The 16,014-nt window shown below is 66.7% G+C and carries 22 protein-coding genes; 8 read left to right on the forward strand and 14 right to left on the reverse strand.

Annotation, left to right across the window (positions count from 1 at the left end; all coding sequences use genetic code 11):
* The coding region (locus C1D09_RS25065) for a TCP-1/cpn60 chaperonin family protein (protein WP_281288642.1) at positions 1–363 on the reverse strand (363 nt) is incomplete at its 3' end.
* A gap of 57 nt (positions 364–420) precedes the next feature.
* On the reverse strand, positions 421–735 hold the full coding sequence (locus tag C1D09_RS25070; protein WP_143976770.1) for a co-chaperone GroES: 315 nt from the start codon (positions 733–735) through the stop codon (positions 421–423).
* Positions 736–1,070: 335 nt separating this feature from the next.
* Between C1D09_RS25070 and C1D09_RS25075 the strand changes: the two genes are divergently transcribed.
* A complete protein-coding gene (locus C1D09_RS25075) occupies positions 1,071–1,409 on the forward strand; it encodes a hypothetical protein (protein ID WP_143976771.1) in 339 nt (112 codons plus the stop codon).
* Positions 1,410–1,433: 24 nt separating this feature from the next.
* Positions 1,434–1,712 carry an usg protein gene (locus C1D09_RS25080; protein ID WP_143976772.1) on the forward strand — a complete coding sequence of 93 codons (279 nt, stop codon included), beginning with the start codon at positions 1,434–1,436 and terminating at the stop codon, positions 1,710–1,712.
* A 203-nt stretch (positions 1,713–1,915) separates the two neighbouring features.
* Here the strand turns inward: C1D09_RS25080 and C1D09_RS25085 are convergent, their stop codons facing one another.
* Positions 1,916–3,418: a helicase HerA domain-containing protein gene (locus C1D09_RS25085; RefSeq protein ID WP_143976773.1), complete on the reverse strand. Its 1,503-nt coding sequence runs from the start codon at positions 3,416–3,418 to the stop codon at positions 1,916–1,918.
* A 311-nt stretch (positions 3,419–3,729) separates the two neighbouring features.
* Entirely contained in the window at positions 3,730–4,383 is a 654-nt protein-coding gene (locus tag C1D09_RS25090; RefSeq protein WP_143976805.1) for a glutathione S-transferase family protein, read from the reverse strand.
* 166 nt (positions 4,384–4,549) lie between these two features.
* Here C1D09_RS25090 and C1D09_RS25095 point away from each other — a divergent pair, with 166 nt between their 5' ends.
* Entirely contained in the window at positions 4,550–4,858 is a 309-nt protein-coding gene (locus C1D09_RS25095; protein WP_019859393.1) for a hypothetical protein, read from the forward strand.
* Between the two features lie 69 nt (positions 4,859–4,927).
* On the opposite strand, the gene C1D09_RS25100 is transcribed toward C1D09_RS25095, so the two are convergent.
* The 3 genes from C1D09_RS25100 to C1D09_RS25110 form a co-directional block, all read right to left on the reverse strand.
* Positions 4,928–5,758, reverse strand: coding sequence for an aldo/keto reductase (locus C1D09_RS25100; protein WP_143976774.1), 831 nt, complete (start codon positions 5,756–5,758; stop codon positions 4,928–4,930).
* 139 nt (positions 5,759–5,897) lie between these two features.
* Positions 5,898–6,530 (reverse strand): Vgb family protein, encoded by a 633-nt coding sequence (locus C1D09_RS25105; RefSeq protein WP_143976775.1) that lies wholly within the window; start codon positions 6,528–6,530, stop codon positions 5,898–5,900.
* A 117-nt stretch (positions 6,531–6,647) separates the two neighbouring features.
* The gene (locus tag C1D09_RS25110) at positions 6,648–7,868 is read right to left on the reverse strand and encodes a helix-turn-helix domain-containing protein (protein ID WP_143976776.1); all 1,221 of its coding nucleotides are present in this window, start codon (positions 7,866–7,868) and stop codon (positions 6,648–6,650) included.
* Between the two features lie 383 nt (positions 7,869–8,251).
* Here C1D09_RS25110 and C1D09_RS25115 point away from each other — a divergent pair, with 383 nt between their 5' ends.
* The 3 genes from C1D09_RS25115 to C1D09_RS25125 all read left to right on the forward strand — a co-directional run bounded on the left by C1D09_RS25115 (position 8,252) and on the right by C1D09_RS25125 (position 10,417).
* On the forward strand, positions 8,252–9,001 hold the full coding sequence (locus tag C1D09_RS25115; RefSeq protein WP_143976777.1) for a DUF899 domain-containing protein: 750 nt from the start codon (positions 8,252–8,254) through the stop codon (positions 8,999–9,001).
* Between the two features lie 93 nt (positions 9,002–9,094).
* Positions 9,095–9,364, forward strand: coding sequence for a hypothetical protein (locus C1D09_RS25120; protein WP_143976778.1), 270 nt, complete (start codon positions 9,095–9,097; stop codon positions 9,362–9,364).
* 48 nt (positions 9,365–9,412) lie between these two features.
* On the forward strand, positions 9,413–10,417 hold the full coding sequence (locus C1D09_RS25125) for a zinc-dependent alcohol dehydrogenase family protein (protein WP_143976779.1): 1,005 nt from the start codon (positions 9,413–9,415) through the stop codon (positions 10,415–10,417).
* 44 nt (positions 10,418–10,461) lie between these two features.
* On the opposite strand, the gene C1D09_RS25130 is transcribed toward C1D09_RS25125, so the two are convergent.
* From C1D09_RS25130 to C1D09_RS25160, 7 genes are all read right to left on the reverse strand, one after another.
* Positions 10,462–11,220 carry an ATP-binding cassette domain-containing protein gene (locus C1D09_RS25130; protein ID WP_143976780.1) on the reverse strand — a complete coding sequence of 253 codons (759 nt, stop codon included), beginning with the start codon at positions 11,218–11,220 and terminating at the stop codon, positions 10,462–10,464.
* Positions 11,213–12,373 (reverse strand): hypothetical protein, encoded by a 1,161-nt coding sequence (locus C1D09_RS25135; RefSeq protein ID WP_143976781.1) that lies wholly within the window; start codon positions 12,371–12,373, stop codon positions 11,213–11,215. The genes C1D09_RS25130 and C1D09_RS25135 overlap by 8 nt, the downstream gene beginning before the upstream one ends.
* An 81-nt stretch (positions 12,374–12,454) precedes the next feature.
* Positions 12,455–12,832: a periplasmic heavy metal sensor gene (locus C1D09_RS25140; RefSeq protein ID WP_246135869.1), complete on the reverse strand. Its 378-nt coding sequence runs from the start codon at positions 12,830–12,832 to the stop codon at positions 12,455–12,457.
* Between the two features lie 20 nt (positions 12,833–12,852).
* Positions 12,853–13,287, reverse strand: a complete 435-nt coding sequence (locus C1D09_RS25145; RefSeq protein ID WP_143976783.1) for a hypothetical protein — start codon at positions 13,285–13,287, stop codon at positions 12,853–12,855.
* Positions 13,284–13,880, reverse strand: coding sequence for an RNA polymerase sigma factor (locus C1D09_RS25150; RefSeq protein WP_143976784.1), 597 nt, complete (start codon positions 13,878–13,880; stop codon positions 13,284–13,286). The genes C1D09_RS25145 and C1D09_RS25150 overlap by 4 nt, the downstream gene beginning before the upstream one ends.
* Before the next feature lie 91 nt (positions 13,881–13,971).
* A complete protein-coding gene (locus C1D09_RS25155; protein ID WP_143976785.1) occupies positions 13,972–14,355 on the reverse strand; it encodes a hypothetical protein in 384 nt (127 codons plus the stop codon).
* Positions 14,356–14,395: 40 nt separating this feature from the next.
* A complete protein-coding gene (locus C1D09_RS25160) occupies positions 14,396–14,830 on the reverse strand; it encodes an EF-hand domain-containing protein (protein ID WP_143976786.1) in 435 nt (144 codons plus the stop codon).
* Between the two features lie 253 nt (positions 14,831–15,083).
* Between C1D09_RS25160 and C1D09_RS25165 the strand changes: the two genes are divergently transcribed.
* Together C1D09_RS25165 and C1D09_RS25170 are read left to right on the forward strand one after the other, a co-directional pair.
* Positions 15,084–15,509, forward strand: coding sequence for an EF-hand domain-containing protein (locus C1D09_RS25165; protein WP_143976787.1), 426 nt, complete (start codon positions 15,084–15,086; stop codon positions 15,507–15,509).
* Positions 15,510–15,540: 31 nt separating this feature from the next.
* Positions 15,541–15,966, forward strand: a complete 426-nt coding sequence (locus tag C1D09_RS25170; RefSeq protein ID WP_143976788.1) for a BA14K family protein — start codon at positions 15,541–15,543, stop codon at positions 15,964–15,966.
* Positions 15,967–16,014 lie beyond the last annotated feature (48 nt).

Here is a 16,014-nt window from a genome sequence, read left to right on the forward strand (position 1 = left end):
GTCGATACCGCGCTTCAAGTCCATCGGGTTCATGCCGGAAGCCACCGCCTTGGCGCCCTCCTTGACGATGGCCTGCGCCAGAACGGTCGCGGTCGTAGTGCCGTCGCCGGCGAGGTCATTGGTTTTGGAGGCCACTTCGCGCACCATCTGCGCGCCCATGTTTTCGAACTTGTCCTCAAGCTCGATTTCCTTGGCGACGGTGACGCCGTCCTTGGTGATGCGCGGCGCGCCGAACGACTTGTCGATGACGACGTTGCGGCCCTTGGGGCCGAGCGTCACCTTCACCGCATTGGCGAGGATATCGACGCCGCGCAGCATTTTCTCGCGCGCTTCGGCATGAAATTTCACCTCTTTGGCAGCCATTGGATCACTCCTTCATCTAGGCAGCATTCGTTGACTGGTTGGAATTCGAGGAAGCCGTCACGCGGCCTTCCTCACTTGGGCGACCTGTTCGATCACACCCATCACGTCGCTTTCCTTCATGATGAGCAGATCCTGGCCGTCGAGCCTGATCTCGGTACCGGACCATTTGCCGAACAGGATGCGGTCGCCGACCCTCACGTCGAGCTCGGTCAGCTTGCCGGTGTCGTCCCGCGCGCCGGGACCGACAGCAAGTACCTCGCCTTCCTGCGGTTTCTCCTTGGCGGTGTCGGGAATGATGATGCCGCCCGCGGTCTTTTCCTCGGCTTCGATGCGGCGGACCAGGATACGGTCATGCAATGGACGGAACGCCATGTCGTTCTCCTCTTTGGACAAACAGTTTTGCGGTTCCTCCGCGCCGGACCGGCAATATCGGGCCGGCGCGGGACGCTGCGACCCTTGGTCAGGCATCGCGCGTGCACATCGAGCTAGTTTTGCCTTTTTTGGGTTTCAAGAGCCCGCTCGAAAAAATTTTGGCACTCACACAACTGGAGTGCCAACAAACTGTTATCGTGAGCTTATTTCGATCCTGGTGCGAAACTGCCGCTTGAATTTCTGGCAGCGCTCCAACAAATTATTCGCAGGCGCCGCGACCTTGCGGCGCCGTCCCACCGAGCCATCGAGGAGTTGTTTGCAGACGGAGCACATCGATGAACCGACAGACCTTTTCACCGAGCCCTTGCGCCCCGACCGCCGAAACACCCGACCCCAAGCTTGACCGCCTGCTCCAGCCGGCCAGCCATTTCAGCCATCCCGACGACGTGCTGAGCGACGAAACGCTCGACCGTCAGGAAAAGCGCGCGATCCTGTCTTCCTGGGCGTCGGATGCCTGCGCGGTCGAGTCCATGCCTGCGCTTCGCCAGCCGCCGGGCGTCAAGCAGCCGGTGTCCTTCGACCAGATCATGGACGCGCTGTTCAAGCTCGACAGCTGTGCCGGGGCGCAAGGACTGCCGGCTGTCGAGTTCCATCACCTCTTCGACAGTGCCTGACATCCGACAGGAAAGGAGAAACGAATGGAGGCAAGCGTCAGCAGGGAATTTCGCCTTCAGATGCAAGGCTATGGCCTGACCACGGCACAGATCCATTATCACCTGCCGGACCATCCAAGCCTGCTTCAACTCTACATCTGGCAGGACTACGACCTCGCGCCGGACTTTCCCGAACTCAAGGAGTTCCTGTCCTATTGGCAGCGCGAGCTGCACGGCCCGCTGCACTCGGTTCGGGTCGCCCACCACCGGCTGATCCGGCCGTCGGAATGGCGAGCCGTGGACGGCATCATTGCGATCCAGTAAGCGCAATTGGCCGCACAGCTTGACGGCTGGCGCCTCGCCAGAGGCCGATGAGCGACGGCAGCATCGCAGCCGGGCCAACCGTCTCGCCGCAGGTCGGCCGAAACCCGCCCCGTCTCGTTGCATCGCGCTCATCGTCATCCAGGGTGTGCAGGGTGGCGCGGGCATTGCGCCATCCGATCCTGAAAGCGGGGCGCATCACGCCCTCACAGAGCCAGGCTCCCCTGCTCCGCCTCCTCGGCATTGGGGTCGCCGGGCGCGGTGGCCCAGGCGAGTTCGACCAGCGTCACGGTGCGCTTTCCCATGCCGTCGAGCTGGCACACGATCAGGCCCTGCTCCTCGATATAGGTCAGCAGGCGGCGGGCGCGGCGCAGCGAGTGCGAACCGTAGGCGCGCGCGATCGCGGCGTCGCTCGGGCACGGCCAGCCTTCCTTCGCCGCCCGCGCGATCATCATGAACACGCCCTGCATGTCGTCGGGCAGCAGCGAGGCGCGGACGGAAACGTCCCGCCACGCATCGTCCTGCGTCGTCTCGGAGCCGAGGCCGGCGCGGGCGCGTGTCAGCATGCGGCGGAATTCGGCGAGGTCCGGCACCACCGAGGCGAGGCCCTCGATGCGGCAGCGCACCACGAATTCCTGGTAGAGCACGCCGATGACGCGGAAACCCGCATCGGGCTGCGCCAGGATGGCGCGCAGCACGCGGTCGACCCTCTCGCGCCGCTCCGCCAGGTCCTCGGCGCTGATTTGCGGCTCCGCCGGTTCGGGACGGATCTCCAGCGCCGCCGATTTCGCCGCCATCAGCTGGTCGAGCAGGTCCGGCGACGCCACCCGGCGCGGCGCGCGCACCGTCTCGGGCGGCGGCGCCGCCAGGATGATCGCGCGCGCGTCCTCCAGCACCGCCTCCGGCATCGCCATCAGCCGCGGCGTGCCGTTGCGCGGGCTGGTGTCGGTCGGGCCGATGCGCAGGCCGAGCGGCCGCCGCGACAGCGCCGGTCCCAGCGCCATGAACTGCCCGCGCTCCAGATCGCGAAACGCTTCCGCCTGCCGACGCTCCATGCCGAGCAGGTCGGCGGCGCGCGCCATGTCGATGTCGAGGAAGGTGCGGCCCATGAGGAAATTGGAGGCTTCGGCCGCGACATTCTTGGCGAGCTTGGCCAGCCGCTGCGTGGCGATGATGCCGGCCAGCCCCCGCTTGCGGCCACGGCACATCAGGTTGGTCATGGCACCGAGCGAGAGTTTGCGCGCCTCGTCGGACACCTCGCCGGCCACCGCCGGCGCGAACAGCTGCGCCTCGTCCACCACCACCAGCATCGGATACCAGTGGTCGCGGGCGACCTCGAACAGCCCGCCGAGGAAGGCGGCGGCGCGCCGCATCTGGTTCTCGGCGTCGAGTCCTTCGAGGTTGAGCACTGTCGAGACGCGGTGGATGCGCGCCCGTTCGCCGGCCGCCTGCAGGCCGCGCTCGGTATGCTCCTCGGCATCGATCACCAGATGACCGTAACGCTCGCCGAGCGACACGAAGTCGCCCTCGGGATCGACAATGGTCTGCTGCACCCAGGGCGCGCTTTGTTCGAGCAGCCGGCGCAACAGATGCGACTTGCCGGAGCCGGAATTGCCCTGCACCAGAAGGCGGGTCGCCAGCAGTTCCTCGAGATCGAGGTTCGCTGGGGCGCCCGCGGTGGTGTGTCCCATCTCGATCGCAACGGTCATGTCTCGACTCAAAAAGGTCTCCTGCGCGGCATGGGGCTTAGCAACCCGGGCGCGGCCCGTCGAGCACCGATGGCCGGCGGCCCGGTGTTGCGCACAGTTGTGAGGAAAGAGCCGGCAGGAACGGCCGCCACCAGCCGCCCCTGTGGATAGTAACCACTCATTCACCATGGGCCGGCGTAGCGATTGCAGAGGCCGGCCATCCGTTTAGCCTGGCCCTGCATCGCGCCCCAACGGGATGCACCCAACGCCCCAAACGGCGGCCGGCGTCTTCAAGTTTCGTTTGCGTATGCGCCGGTCGTCAGTTTTGTCAGCTACAGCGCCGTACCTTGGCGCGGCACCGGTGCCAGGGGCGGTGCATCCAGCCCCTTGAACGGGTCGCGCCAGGCGTCGATGGCTTCGAGCCGGCGATACCAGCGGTCGAGCGCGGGATACTCGCCGAGCGGCAGGCCGGCGGCATCGTTGAAGGGCAGCAATGCCGCCATGCGAAAATCGGCATAGGAAAGCGACGTTCCGACCAGCCATTGCCGGTCGGCCAGTTCCGCCTCCAGGGTCGTGGCCCCCTTGTGGAACTCCTCCAGTCCCTCCCTGACCTTGTCCTCGTCGATCGGCCCGAGGCGATAGCGCTGCTTGGTGCCGCGCTCGAAATGCACGGTGTCGCAGGCACGCATGAAGTTCTCCTTGCCCCAACTCAGCCAGCGGATCATGTCGGGTTCGTCCTCGCCGGTGCGCCAGAAATCGGAACGCGCCGCGCGCGACAACCGGCAGGCTATGGCGTCGGCCTCCCACAGACTGCCGCCAGGCCATGCCAGGATGGGAATAGAGAGGTTGGGATTGAGCGGCCGGAATCGCTCCGCTTGCCCCGGCGCAAAGGGTGACGCGAATTCGAACGCCACCTCGGCCTTGAGATGGCGCGCCGTCGCGACCGCCAGGCGCGGGTTGGGATTGCGGCTGAAATACAGTGTCATTTCGCCCGGCTTCGGCTCGACCTTGTCATTCATGAGTGTCTCCTTGTCCTGGCGAACATTGCCAGACCAAGGACGCGTCCGGCAGGCGCAATCCGACTAAGTGTGGGTTGACCACCATCGATGGCGAGGCGACACTTCATCTCGCACCAAGGCAGGAGGAATTGCGATGGACGAGCCCGAACGGTGGCGCCACATGTCGACGGCACCCAAGGACGGCAGCCGGATCCTGGTCACGGTCCGTCCCTCCGAACAGGGGCCGGCGGAGGTCGACCTCGCCTACTGGTCGCGCGGCGACCAGTTCGCCGGTGAAGGCTGGCGGGCATCGGATTCCTCGCCCGGCCGCGTCGTCGAATATGCCGAACCGGAGCTGAAATGCTGGATGCCCATGCCCTCCGCCAACCTCAGCCGGGGCGGCTCGATGCCGGCCCCCTGGGAAGGCGACGACGCCCAGCAGCTGGATGGCTCGGGGATTTGACGCCGCCAGCGCGGCCGAAGTTGGCAATCTCCCCCTCGTGGGGAGATCGGCAGCTTCCCTGGAGGCTCTTTAGAACAAGAACGAAGCCGTCGCCGGGTCCGATCCGTTGCGACCGTCGGCCGAATCCATGCCCGCGATCGTCGCCAGGTCCTGCGCGTCCAGTTCGAAGTCGAAGACATCGAAATTGGCCACGATGCGGTCTTGGCGGACCGACTTGGGGATGACGATCAGTCCTTGCTGGAGATGCCAGCGGATGATCGTCTGCGCGACGGATTTGCCGTGCTTCCGGGCAATGCCCCCGATCGTCGGATCGCCGAGCAGCCTGCCGCTGCCGAGCGGGCTCCAGCTCTCCGTCTGGATGTCATGCCCGGCATGAAATTCCCTGAGCGCGCGCTGCTGGAAGCGCGGATGCAGCTCGATCTGGTTGGCCACCGGAACCACGCCGGTCTCGCCGATGATCCGCTCCAGATGGTCCCTGTTGAAATTCGAAACGCCGATCGACTTGATGCGGCCGGCCTGCTTCAGCTCGATGAGGGTCTTCCAGGCTTCGACATATTTGTCGCGGCTGGGCACCGGCCAATGGATCAGGAAGAGGTCGATCCGCTCAATGCCGAGTTTTTCCATCGTGTCGTCGAAAGCGCGCAGGGCCGCATCGCGCGCATGCGCGCCGTTGCGCAGCTTCGAGGTGATGTACAGCTCGCTCCTCGGCACATCGGCGGCGCGGATCGCCTCGCCGACGCCTTCCTCGTTATGGTAGCCCTCCGCGGTGTCGATCAGCCGGTAGCCGGCCTTGATCGCCCAGCCCACCACGTCAGCGGTGATCCCATGATCGACCTGCCACACGCCAAGGCCTAGCTGGGGAATGGCGGTGCCGTCGTTCAGCGTGATCAGTTCGGGCATGGTCGGGTCCTTTGCGAAGAATGTCCGGGCGGTCGCCCGACCCGGCCTATCTAGGCACCTGCCGGGACGACGACCAGTCGCCGGCGGATAAATTCGACGGCGACTTCGCAGACTTGATGTCCCCGCTGGGAGAACCGGCTCATTTCGGCCGGAGTACCGCCCGCACCACCGGGGTGGATGTGCTGCCGCAGAACAGGCGGTCGGCACCGTCGGATTCCAGCCCCGAGACGGTCATGCCGGCAGGCATGTCGAGCCGCTCCAGAAGCTTGCCGGTTTTCGGGTCGACGCGGCGCAGATCGCTCTCGTCGCCCTCCAGCGTGGCGTGCCACAATTCGCCATCCACCCAGGTCACACCGGTGACGAAGCGGCTGGATTCGATGGAGCGCAGGATCTTCCCGGTCTCGGGGTCGATCTGATGGATCTTGCGCTCACGGTACTGCCCCACCCAGAGCGTGCCTTCGGCCCAGGTGAGCCCGGAGTCGCGGCCGCCGCCGGGCGCCGGGATCGTGGCGAGCACCGCGCCGGTATCGGGATCGATCTTCTGGATGCGATCATTGGCGAGCTGGAAGAAATGCCGGCCGTCAAAGGCGGTGCCGGCATGTGCGGCGACATCGATCGAACGCAGCGTCTGCCCGCTTTGCGGATCGAAGGCGTTCAGCCTGTCGCCCGAGGCAAACCAGACGTTCTCGCCGTCATAGCTCACCCCATGGATCCGCTCCACGCCCGGAAAGGGTCCGTATTCGCGCAGGATTTCGGCTGGTGAATGCTTCATGTCTTGATCCTCGATTGTGTGGTCGTCATCCGCTGACCTTCGGTACGGGATTTGGGTGTCGAGATTCAGATCAGGCCGCGCCGTCGCAGGCCGGCCCCACCTGAATATCGACGCAACTTAGCCGTTCGGCAGCGGCGCCGGGAGTAACAAGGTGGTCGTGAATCCGGCCACCGGCGGCGTCATCCAGCGGCGCGCCCGGCCATGGCCGAAAGACTGCACCTTGCCGGCCTCGGCGAGCGGCTCAAGCGCCCGCTGCACGCTGCGCTGGCCGGTTCCGAGCGCCAGCGCAAGCGCCGAGCTCGACCACGCTTCGCCATCGGCGAGCAAGGCCAGCACGGCGGCGTGCCGTTCTTCGATCGGCCGCGCCAGCACCATCACCGCGCGCGCCAGGCGCGGCGCCAGCGTGAAACCGCGCTTGGTGGCGCTGATGTCGGCCAGCGCGGCAAGCTCGGCGCGCAGCCGGCCGATCTCGACGCGCAGCCGGGCACGGTGCGATTCATCGGCGTGCTTGCCGCCAAAGGCCCGCGCCACGAGTTCCTCTCGCGAGACATCCCCGGGCCAAGCTTCCGCGAGGGCGCGCGCCAGCGCGAACAACACCGGCCGGCTCGCCAGCGCGACGATTCGGTCCCCGGCGCGCACGGTGTAGCGAAAAGCATCGACGACCAGCGCCGGCGATGCCTGCAGCGCCTCGACCTCTTCGAGCAGCAACGGCCGCGCCGTGCCTTGGGTGATCAGCCGCGCCGCCGGCGTTTCCAGCGCCAGGGATGCGCTGTCGACTTCGGCCATGAGGCCTGGGATACCCGCCTGGCGGGCGGCGTTGCGTGCCCATTCCAGCGCCGCCCGCGCCGGCCGCGTCCGCAGGCGCCGCATGGCGATTCCGGCGACGGCGAGCTCATGCGCGGCCCGCCCTGCCGGCGGCAGTGGCGTCGGGTCGAGCCCGGCCAGCACATGCTCGGCCTCGTCGAGCCGGCCGATCAACAGCAGGCGCCGCACCTTGAGGTGGCCGGCATGCGCCGCGTTCAGCCGGTCGCCATGCTTCTCCAGCGTCGTGCGCGCCGCGTCGAGCGCCTTGGCCGGCCAGCCCAGGTCGCGCGAGACCAGTGCGATCTCGGCCTCGGCGACGACGCATCTGGCGCGCGCGACGGCCTCTTTCGGGCTGAAGGCGCGCGCCGCCCGCCGCAACAGAAGCTTGGCGCGATCAAAGTCGCCGAGTTGCGCCATGGCGATGCCGCGCAGCGCCAGCGCCGGCGCATCCTCGCGCAAGGCGACGCGGTCGAGCGCGCCGAGCGGATCGCCCGCCGCCAGCGCCAGCGCCGCCGCGGTGATCAGCGAGTCCATTCAAATCCCGTCACACTTGTAACTCCCACCGCGGCACGTTTGCGCCCTAGCTTAAATCACCACCGCCGGTCAGCAAGCCGCAACGGCGCGATGGAGACCCGGCCGTGTGGCCGGGGCCGCCATCGACACCGTTGACGCCAGTTCCGGCATTCGCCTGAGCATCTCAAATGTTAATCGTAAGCATCTCATTAGGGATAGTTGAAAATGCCTGCAACCGACAATCTCGAACACACCGCGCGGCCCCGCCACCCCTGCTGCGCCGGGCCCGACGATTCAAATCCCGTCGCGGATGTAACTCACCCCGCACCGCCTTGTCGCACTAGCCTGGATCCCAACACGATCGCGGGCCGCGACGGCACCATGACTGAAAAAGGAGAAGACCAATGACCAAGCACATGACGATGAAGACCCCGCCGGTCGTTTCGCGGCAGGAATGGGACGCCGCCCGCGAAAAGATGCTGGTGAAGGAGAAGGCGACGCTGCGCGCCAAGGACGCGCTCGCCGCCGAACGCCGGCGCATGCCGTGGATGGAGGTGGACAAGGCCTATGTGTTCGAAGGCCCCAACGGCAAGGCAAGCCTGCTCGACCTGTTCGAAGGCCGCCGCCAGCTGATCGTCTACCGCGCCTTCTTCGAGCCGGGCGTCTATGGCTGGCCCGATCATGCCTGCCGCGGCTGCTCGCTCGGCGCCGACCAGGTCGGCCACCTCGCCCATCTAAACGCCCGCAACACCACGCTGGCTTATGCCTCGCGCGCGCCGCAGGCCGACATTGTCAGGCTGAAGGCGCGGATGGGCTGGGAGATGCCCTGGTACACGATCACCGACAGCTTCGACAAGGATTTCGGCGTCGACGAATGGCACGGCCACAACGTCTTCATCCATGACGGCGACCGCGTCTTCCGCACCTATCTCATCAACAGCCGCGGCGACGAGCAGATGGGCACGGTCTGGAGCTATCTCGACGCGACCCCGCTCGGCCGCCAGGAGATCTGGGAGGATTCTCCCGAAGGCTATCCCCAGACCCCACTCTACAGCTGGTGGAACTGGCACGACAATTACGAAGCCGGGACCGACAAGAAATGGGCCGAAGTGGCGGCCGCCGGCGAAGCCGCCTTCAGGGATAAGGGCGAGTAGCAGGGACTGGACAGCCTGGATTCCTCCCCCCGTCAAAGGCGGGGGCGAGGAGCCCAAGTTCTGCAAGGTCGCAACCATCAAGGGATTTGGATCATGAGCGACACCCACATAGGCTCCGGCGGCGTGCCCCATGAAAACGCCGCCCTTGGCATCGCCGACTGGCTATGCCTCGCCGCGGCACCCACCTTCGCCCTGATGGCCCTGCTCTCCTGTCTTCAAGGCGGCGACGCGGCCATGTCGTGCATGGGTGGCTCGCCGGGGACCGGCCCGTCTTTAACCGGGATGCCGGCCATGTATCTCCTGATGAGCGCCTTCCACCTGGCACCCTGGCTGCGGGTGATTTCCGGCCGCCAGATCCGATAGCGCCTGCGCGCCGCCTGCATCAAACGTCCCACATTTCGGAGAAGGCAAATGAAGCTCGTCAGGCTGAGAGCGCCGGGTGGCTTGGACAGGCTCGACCTGGTCGAGGAAGATCCGCCCCAGCCGGGGCCTGGTGACGTGCTGGTCAGGATCCGCGCCTGCTCGTTGAACATGCGCGACGATTTCGCCGTGCGGGGCAAGACACCGCTGGCCGACCGCCGCGTGCCGCTGTCCGACGGTGCGGGTGACGTCATCGCCGTCGGCAGCAATGTCGATGCGCTCAAGCCCGGCGACAGCGTCGTCAGTGTCTTCTATCCCTGGTGGCTGGATGGCGAGATGACGCCTGCCACGAGGCGCGACATTCCGGGCGAAAGTTTTGACGGCTTCGCCAGCGAATATGTCTGCATGCCCGCGCAGGCCTTCACCAAAGCTCCCGCGGGCTATACGCACGTGCAAGCGGCGGCGCTCACCTGCACCGGCCTCACCGCCTGGCGAGGCGTGGTCGTGTGCGGCAAGGTCAAGCCCGGCGACACGGTACTGGTTCTCGGCACCGGCAGCGTGTCGCTGTTTGCGCTGCAATTCGCCAAGGCCGCCGGCGCCAGGGTCATCGCCACCTCGTCCGACGAAGAAAAGCTCGAGCGGCTAAGCCGCCTCGGTGCCGACGCCGTCATCAACTACAAGGCCGTGCCGGACTGGAGCCGCAAGGTTCGAGAGTTGACGGACGGACGCGGCGTCGATCACGTGATCGAAGTCGGCGGCCCCGCCACGCTGGCGCAATCCCTAGCCGCCTGCCGGACAGGCGGCCACATCGCGCTGATCGGCGTCCTGACCGGATTTGCCGCTGATGTCTCGATCCCGGCCATATTCTCGAACCAGATCCGCATAAGCGGCATCTCCATCGGCAGCCGGGCGGACCAGGAGGACATGATCCGCGCGATCGAGGTCAATCGCATCGAGCCCGTCATCGACCGCCGCTTCCCCCTGCGCGAGATAGCCGCCGCCTTCACGCACTACGCGGCCGGCAAGCATTTCGGCAAGGTCTGCCTGGAGGTTTAGGCCCTGCGTGACCACGGCCGCTGCGAAGCGGCTGCAACGTGCCCTCACCCATCGACCGCCTGGACCGCCAGTGCCCGCATGACCTCGGGTTCGAAGCCGCCGGGCATCTGGCCGGCCTCGGCCAGTTGCCTTGCGTGCCACGCGCGCGCCACGCGGCCATCGGCCAGGAGGACGGCGCGGTTGCACAGTCCCGGCACCGCTTCCACGACATGGGTGGAGATGATGACGGCATGGCGGCCACTGGAAGCCAGGGCCAGGATGATGCGCTTCACCTCGAAGGCGGCGAGCGGATCGAGGCCGTTCAGGGACTCATCGAGGATCAGCAGCGGTGGCGCGCCAAGCAGGGCCGCGGCAATGGCGATCTTGGCCCGCGTGCCGAGTGAATATTCGGCGATCGGCCGTTCGATCCAGCGCTTGAGGCCGAGCCGTTCGGCGAGATCGACGCCAGGCCAGTCGTCTTCGGCACAGCCGCGGATCGAGGCGACGAGCTGAAGATATTGCCGGCCGCTCAGCGCCGCCGGCAGGTCGGATGGATCCACGGCAAGGCCGAAGCCTGACTTGGCGCGTTGCGGTGCCGTGGCAAGGTCGGCGCCGTCGATCGCCACGGTCCCTCCGAGCGGCCGGACCTGGCCGGTGATCGCCCTGAGCAAGGTGGACTTGCCCGAGCCGTTGGCGCCGAGCAAGCCAAGGACGTCGCCCGTTTGCAGCGACAGATCGATGCCGCTGACGACCGCGCGACCACCATACCCGGCGCTGAGCCCGCGAACGGCGAGGATTTCGGCGGGATCGATGCTGCTAGCCATCGCGATATCTCCGTTGCGCCTGGTACCAAAGGAACACGACAAGAGCGGCAAAGCCGATCAGCACCGTGCGCCCATATTCGAGCGTCTCGTAGCTGGCGTAGGCGATGGCGCTGAGGAAGCTCAGCGCGGCGACGAACGGCGCGGTCATGAAATAGGCGGCAAACACCGCATAGGCGCCGTTCAGCGCCAGCAGCCAGAAGCCGCTGGCGAGCGGCATCGCCCAGGCCGACGGCTCCGCCGCCAGGGCGGCACCCGCCGGCAAGAGAAAGAAGGCGACGGACAATTGCAGGGGCAGCCGCGCCAGGCGCAGCCAGGCCCTGACGAAGCCGAGCGGAGCCGTGCGCAGCACCGGCGAGCCGAGCGGATGGAACCGTGCGCTCAGCATGAACACCAGGAGGCCGCCGGTCAGCCCGGCCATGGCCGCCGGCACGGCATCATGGCGGACAAGGCTGGTGGAGCCGGCAACGACCGCCGCAAGGCCGAACAGGATGGCTGCTCCCGCCAGCCGCCATGAAAACCTTACGCGCCCGGCAGTCAGGCCCCAGGCCCAGCTCGAGAGCCAGGCCGGCGTCGAACGATCGAAGGCGCCGAGCGAGGGGCCGCGCGCGCCCGGATCGCTCACCGGATCGGTATTGTCGGCGTGGACCAGGTCGCGAGCGCTGCGCAGGCGCAGCATCGCCACCGCGCCAAAGCCGGCGCCAAACAAAATCGCGGCACCGAGACCCCAGGCCGGCGCCAGCGGTTTGGCGATGACCAAACAGCCAAGGCCCACTGTCGCGGCGACGGTGAAGGCAAGGGGAACGCCCAGCGCACTTGCCGCCGCCGCCGCCATGCGCCGGCGCTCCATGAGTGAAAGCGGCAATGCTTTAAGGAACGGCGCGAAGGCACGCGACAGGCAAAGTCTTGCGATCGCGCTGCCGGCGAAGCCGCCAAGGCAAAGAAGTGCCCCCGGCAGGCCGACCGCCCACAGCATCCGCGCCTGCCGCAGCGTGGCGGACGTCGCCTGCAAAGCGATGACGATGTCGGCCATGGCGTAAGCGAGCAGCGCACCGCCGCCGGCGACGATCCATACAAGATCGCGTCGGCGCATCGAGCGCAGGCCAGCCGAGAGCTCGCGCCAAATCAGGGTCAGGACAAGCCTGTCGTGCCGCATTGTTCCATCTTCGCGATCGCCAGCCGGTTGCACATCGACATAGGTCGGCGACGATTGTGCCGCCAGTAGGGCCGTCGTGGCTCAGCCTCCCGCAGCGGGCCTGGCGTTGACATTCTTCAGCGCGGTCAGGAGATAATCCTGCATCGTTGCCTGGAGGCTGGTCGTAGCGCTGCGCACTGCCGCCATCGCATCCTTCACCGCCGCTTCATCAAAGGGTTTGGCGGCTTGTGCCGCCGCCAGATTGGCGCGAGCACTGCGCAGGTTGCGCAGCGCCTGGAAGGTGCGCGGGCGGTTGTCGCGCAAGATGCCACGGAACTCCTTCCTCACTTCGGGCGGATAGCTGGTGGCAATTTCCGATAGCAGCACGCGCGCCGCCGCGCCCTGCCGCAGCCCATGCATGGCATAACCGACCAGGAAGAAGTTGACGGCGAGCGAAAGGGCGAGCAGCGCCAGCGTCACCGTCCATATCCAGGAACGCTTCAAAGCGAGCCCTCCCCTTGCGCATCCGCCGCGACACCGCCGCCATCGGCCAGCGATGAACCGGACGCCAGCGCCAGAAGTTCCGCATCGGACGGATCATCCTGCAGCCGCGCCACCTGGTAGCCTGCCAGCGTCGCCGCCACCAGCACGGCAGCGGCGCAGGCCGCGAACCCGGCCGGACTGAAGAACAGGTGCGGCACGAAAGAGGCCCGTGCCGGACCCGCTTCGACACGGGCCAGCACCTTGCGCGCCAGCGCCTGGTCGTCCCCATCGGTCAGCGCCGCCTCGAGCACGAGACGATCGAGCGCGGCATCCGGGTCGTCCCTGCGCTCCGCCGCCAGCAGCGCCAGCGCCTGCTGACGGAAAGGCGCCGGCCATGCCTCGACCATGTCGCCGAAGCGGCGCCTGTATCGTTCGAATTCGTCCCGTGTCATGAGGACTCCCTTTCACGGCCCACGGCCGCCATTGCCAAATGATCCCTGAGTGCGCGCCGTCCGCGCACCAGCAATTGCTCGGCCGAGCCGACGCTGCCGCCCATCACCTCGGCGATCGCCGCGATGTCGAGGTCGCCGACGGCTCTCAGCAGCACCGCCATGCGCTGCCGTTCCGGCAGGCGCGAGAGCCCGTCGCGGACGATCGCCAGTTCTTGGCGCGCCGCGGTCGTCGCCTCGGCGTCCGCCTCCGGCGCGGCGACCTCGTCCCTTACGTCGTTCAGCCCGATGAAGCTGCGTAGCGCCCTGCGTCGACGCTGGTCAATGCACCGGTTGGCGGTGATCCTGTAGAGCCATGTCGAAGCCCGCCCTTTGGCCGGATCAAACCGCGCGGCCTGTTTCCAGACGGTCACGAACACCTCCTGCACCACATCCTCGGCGTCGCCGGCATTGCCGAGATAACGCGCCGCGAATATTCGCAACCCGCGGCCATGGCGCACGATCAGCTCGGACAGCGCGCTTTGGCTGCCCGCGGCGATGGCGGCCAGAAGCTCGTCGTCGCCTCGGGCCTGGTCATGCCGCACGGTTGCGGTCACCGGTTGGCAAGGCGTCGATGGCGAAAGCGAACCTCACATCGATCCGGATCGGCGCAGAAGCGAATTTCGGGCACAAATCCACCACCAGATGTCAGCGGCGCCAGCGACGGAAGCCGTGGAGCGTGTTGCCGTTCGGACCGGTGAAGCTGCCTGCCGAACGGCCTCGAAACGGCCCGGCCGCCGATACACGCTTGCCGGAGAAGGTCTGCCCATTCGGGCCGGTGCCAGAATAGCTTCTGGCGCAGCGGTCAACAACGCCTCCAATGCATTTGGAGCTCGATGTGTAGGTGCCGCCATTGGCGCCGGTGCGGGTGGTCGAGCCGGTATAGACATTGCCGTCCCGGGTCACGCTGCGGCTGATCTCGCCGCCATGCGCGGTCGGACGCCGCCACTCCTCGGCCGAGGCAGGCGAAGCGGCCGACCAGGCAAGCATCGCGCCTAGACAGAGAGCCGGAATCCTTACTGAAGATAACATGTCGTACTCCTTGTTTTGTAAAGGGAATGATCGCCGCCGATCAGTTGGCCCGCTCGGCTATCAGCTTGCGGATGGTTGCGATCTCGTCCGCCGAAAGCCTGCCGTCCCCGTTGCGATCAACGAGGTCGAACAAAGGCATGCTGCTGTCGAATTCCTGTTCCGACACCTTGCCGTCGCCATTCGTGTCGAGGCGGCGCCAGCGATTGCCGAGCCGGGCCTGCGCCGCCTCGGCGCGATCCTCGATCGCCTGGCGGGCGCTGTCGATCTCCTTCTCGTCGATGACGCCGTCGCCATTGCGGTCAAGCCGCTTGAACAGGCGCTCGCGGGCGGCCCTCATCTCATCCTTGGAGATGGCGCCGTCGCCATTGGTATCGATCCGTTGCATGATGCGCTGGCCCGGCCTGTCTTGTGCATGCGCTGCGGGAAGCGGCACGAGCCCGACAAGCAAGGCCGCAATGAGTGCTGAGCGTTTCATGAGGATGGTCCTTTCGTGATGGGTCGCGGGGGGCGACTGCCGACCAATACGCAGCACCGGGCCGGACCCTACGCTCGACGCGGGAGATTCTTTTCGAACGCGCCAATCTGCGTCGCGGCACGGCTCGGCAGTTGCGCCCCGCGGCATCTCGAGAAAAATCTCGTCATCGCGCGTAGGAGCACAAAAGGCCCTGCGTACAAGGCTCTGCAAGGACGGTCCGCGGCGGACCATCCGACCCAATGCGGAGACAAGCATGAACAAGATCGTCGTAGCCCTTGCCGGCCTGCTGCTTGGCGCTGGCAGCGCCTATGCGGCGGACGGCAGCGGCGCCAGGGAACTCTTCCGGCGCCTCGATACCAACGGCGACCGAAAGCTGGAGTTCAGCGAGATCAAGGCCGCGCGGGCGCAGATGTTCGACCGGATCGATGCCAATCACAATGAACTGCTCGACGCGGACGAAATGCGCGCTGCCGCCGAGCAGGTGAAGTCGAAGCGCGACTTCCAGGCCGCGCAATTCGCCGACTTCCGGGCACAGGCCAGCCGCATGGACCGCAATGGCGATGGCAGGATTTCGCGCGACGAGTTTGCCGCCTTCATTCCCGACCGGCTGCTGCGGGCGGACACGAATGGCGACGGTGGGCTTTCCATCTCCGAACTGCGAGCGCTCCGGCGCCAGTGATCCCCTGGACAACCCATCCCACAGGAGAGACATGATGAAACGTACATTTGCGGCATTTTGCGGTTTGATGATTCACGCCTCGGTGCTGACCTCGCCGGCCCAGGCCCTGCCAATCATGCCAGCCTCTGCCCCGGCATCGGCCGCCACCACGCCCACGTCGGTGTGGTTCCGGCGCGGCTTCTACGTGGTCGGCGGCGGCTACTACTATAATGGCTATCGCGGCTATGTCCGCGTGCGGCCGGGCTACCGCTACTACAACGGCTACTGGTTCCCCGCCGCGGCCTTTGCCGCCGGTGTCGCGACGGCGACCGTCGCGCCATTGCCGCGTCCCGCGGTGCGTCTGGAAGCGGCGCACATACGCTGGTGCTACGAGCGCTACGTTTCCTACCGGGCCTGGGACAACAGCTATCAGCCTTATAGCGGGCCGCGCCAGCAGTGCTGGTCGCCCTACAGTTGACGTGGAGAGATCCGTCGTGATCGCCCCTGCGCGGAACCCATGGAGAAA

It is taken from the genome of Mesorhizobium intechi (genome assembly GCF_002879535.1).
Classification (GTDB): domain Bacteria; phylum Pseudomonadota; class Alphaproteobacteria; order Rhizobiales; family Rhizobiaceae; genus Mesorhizobium; species Mesorhizobium intechi.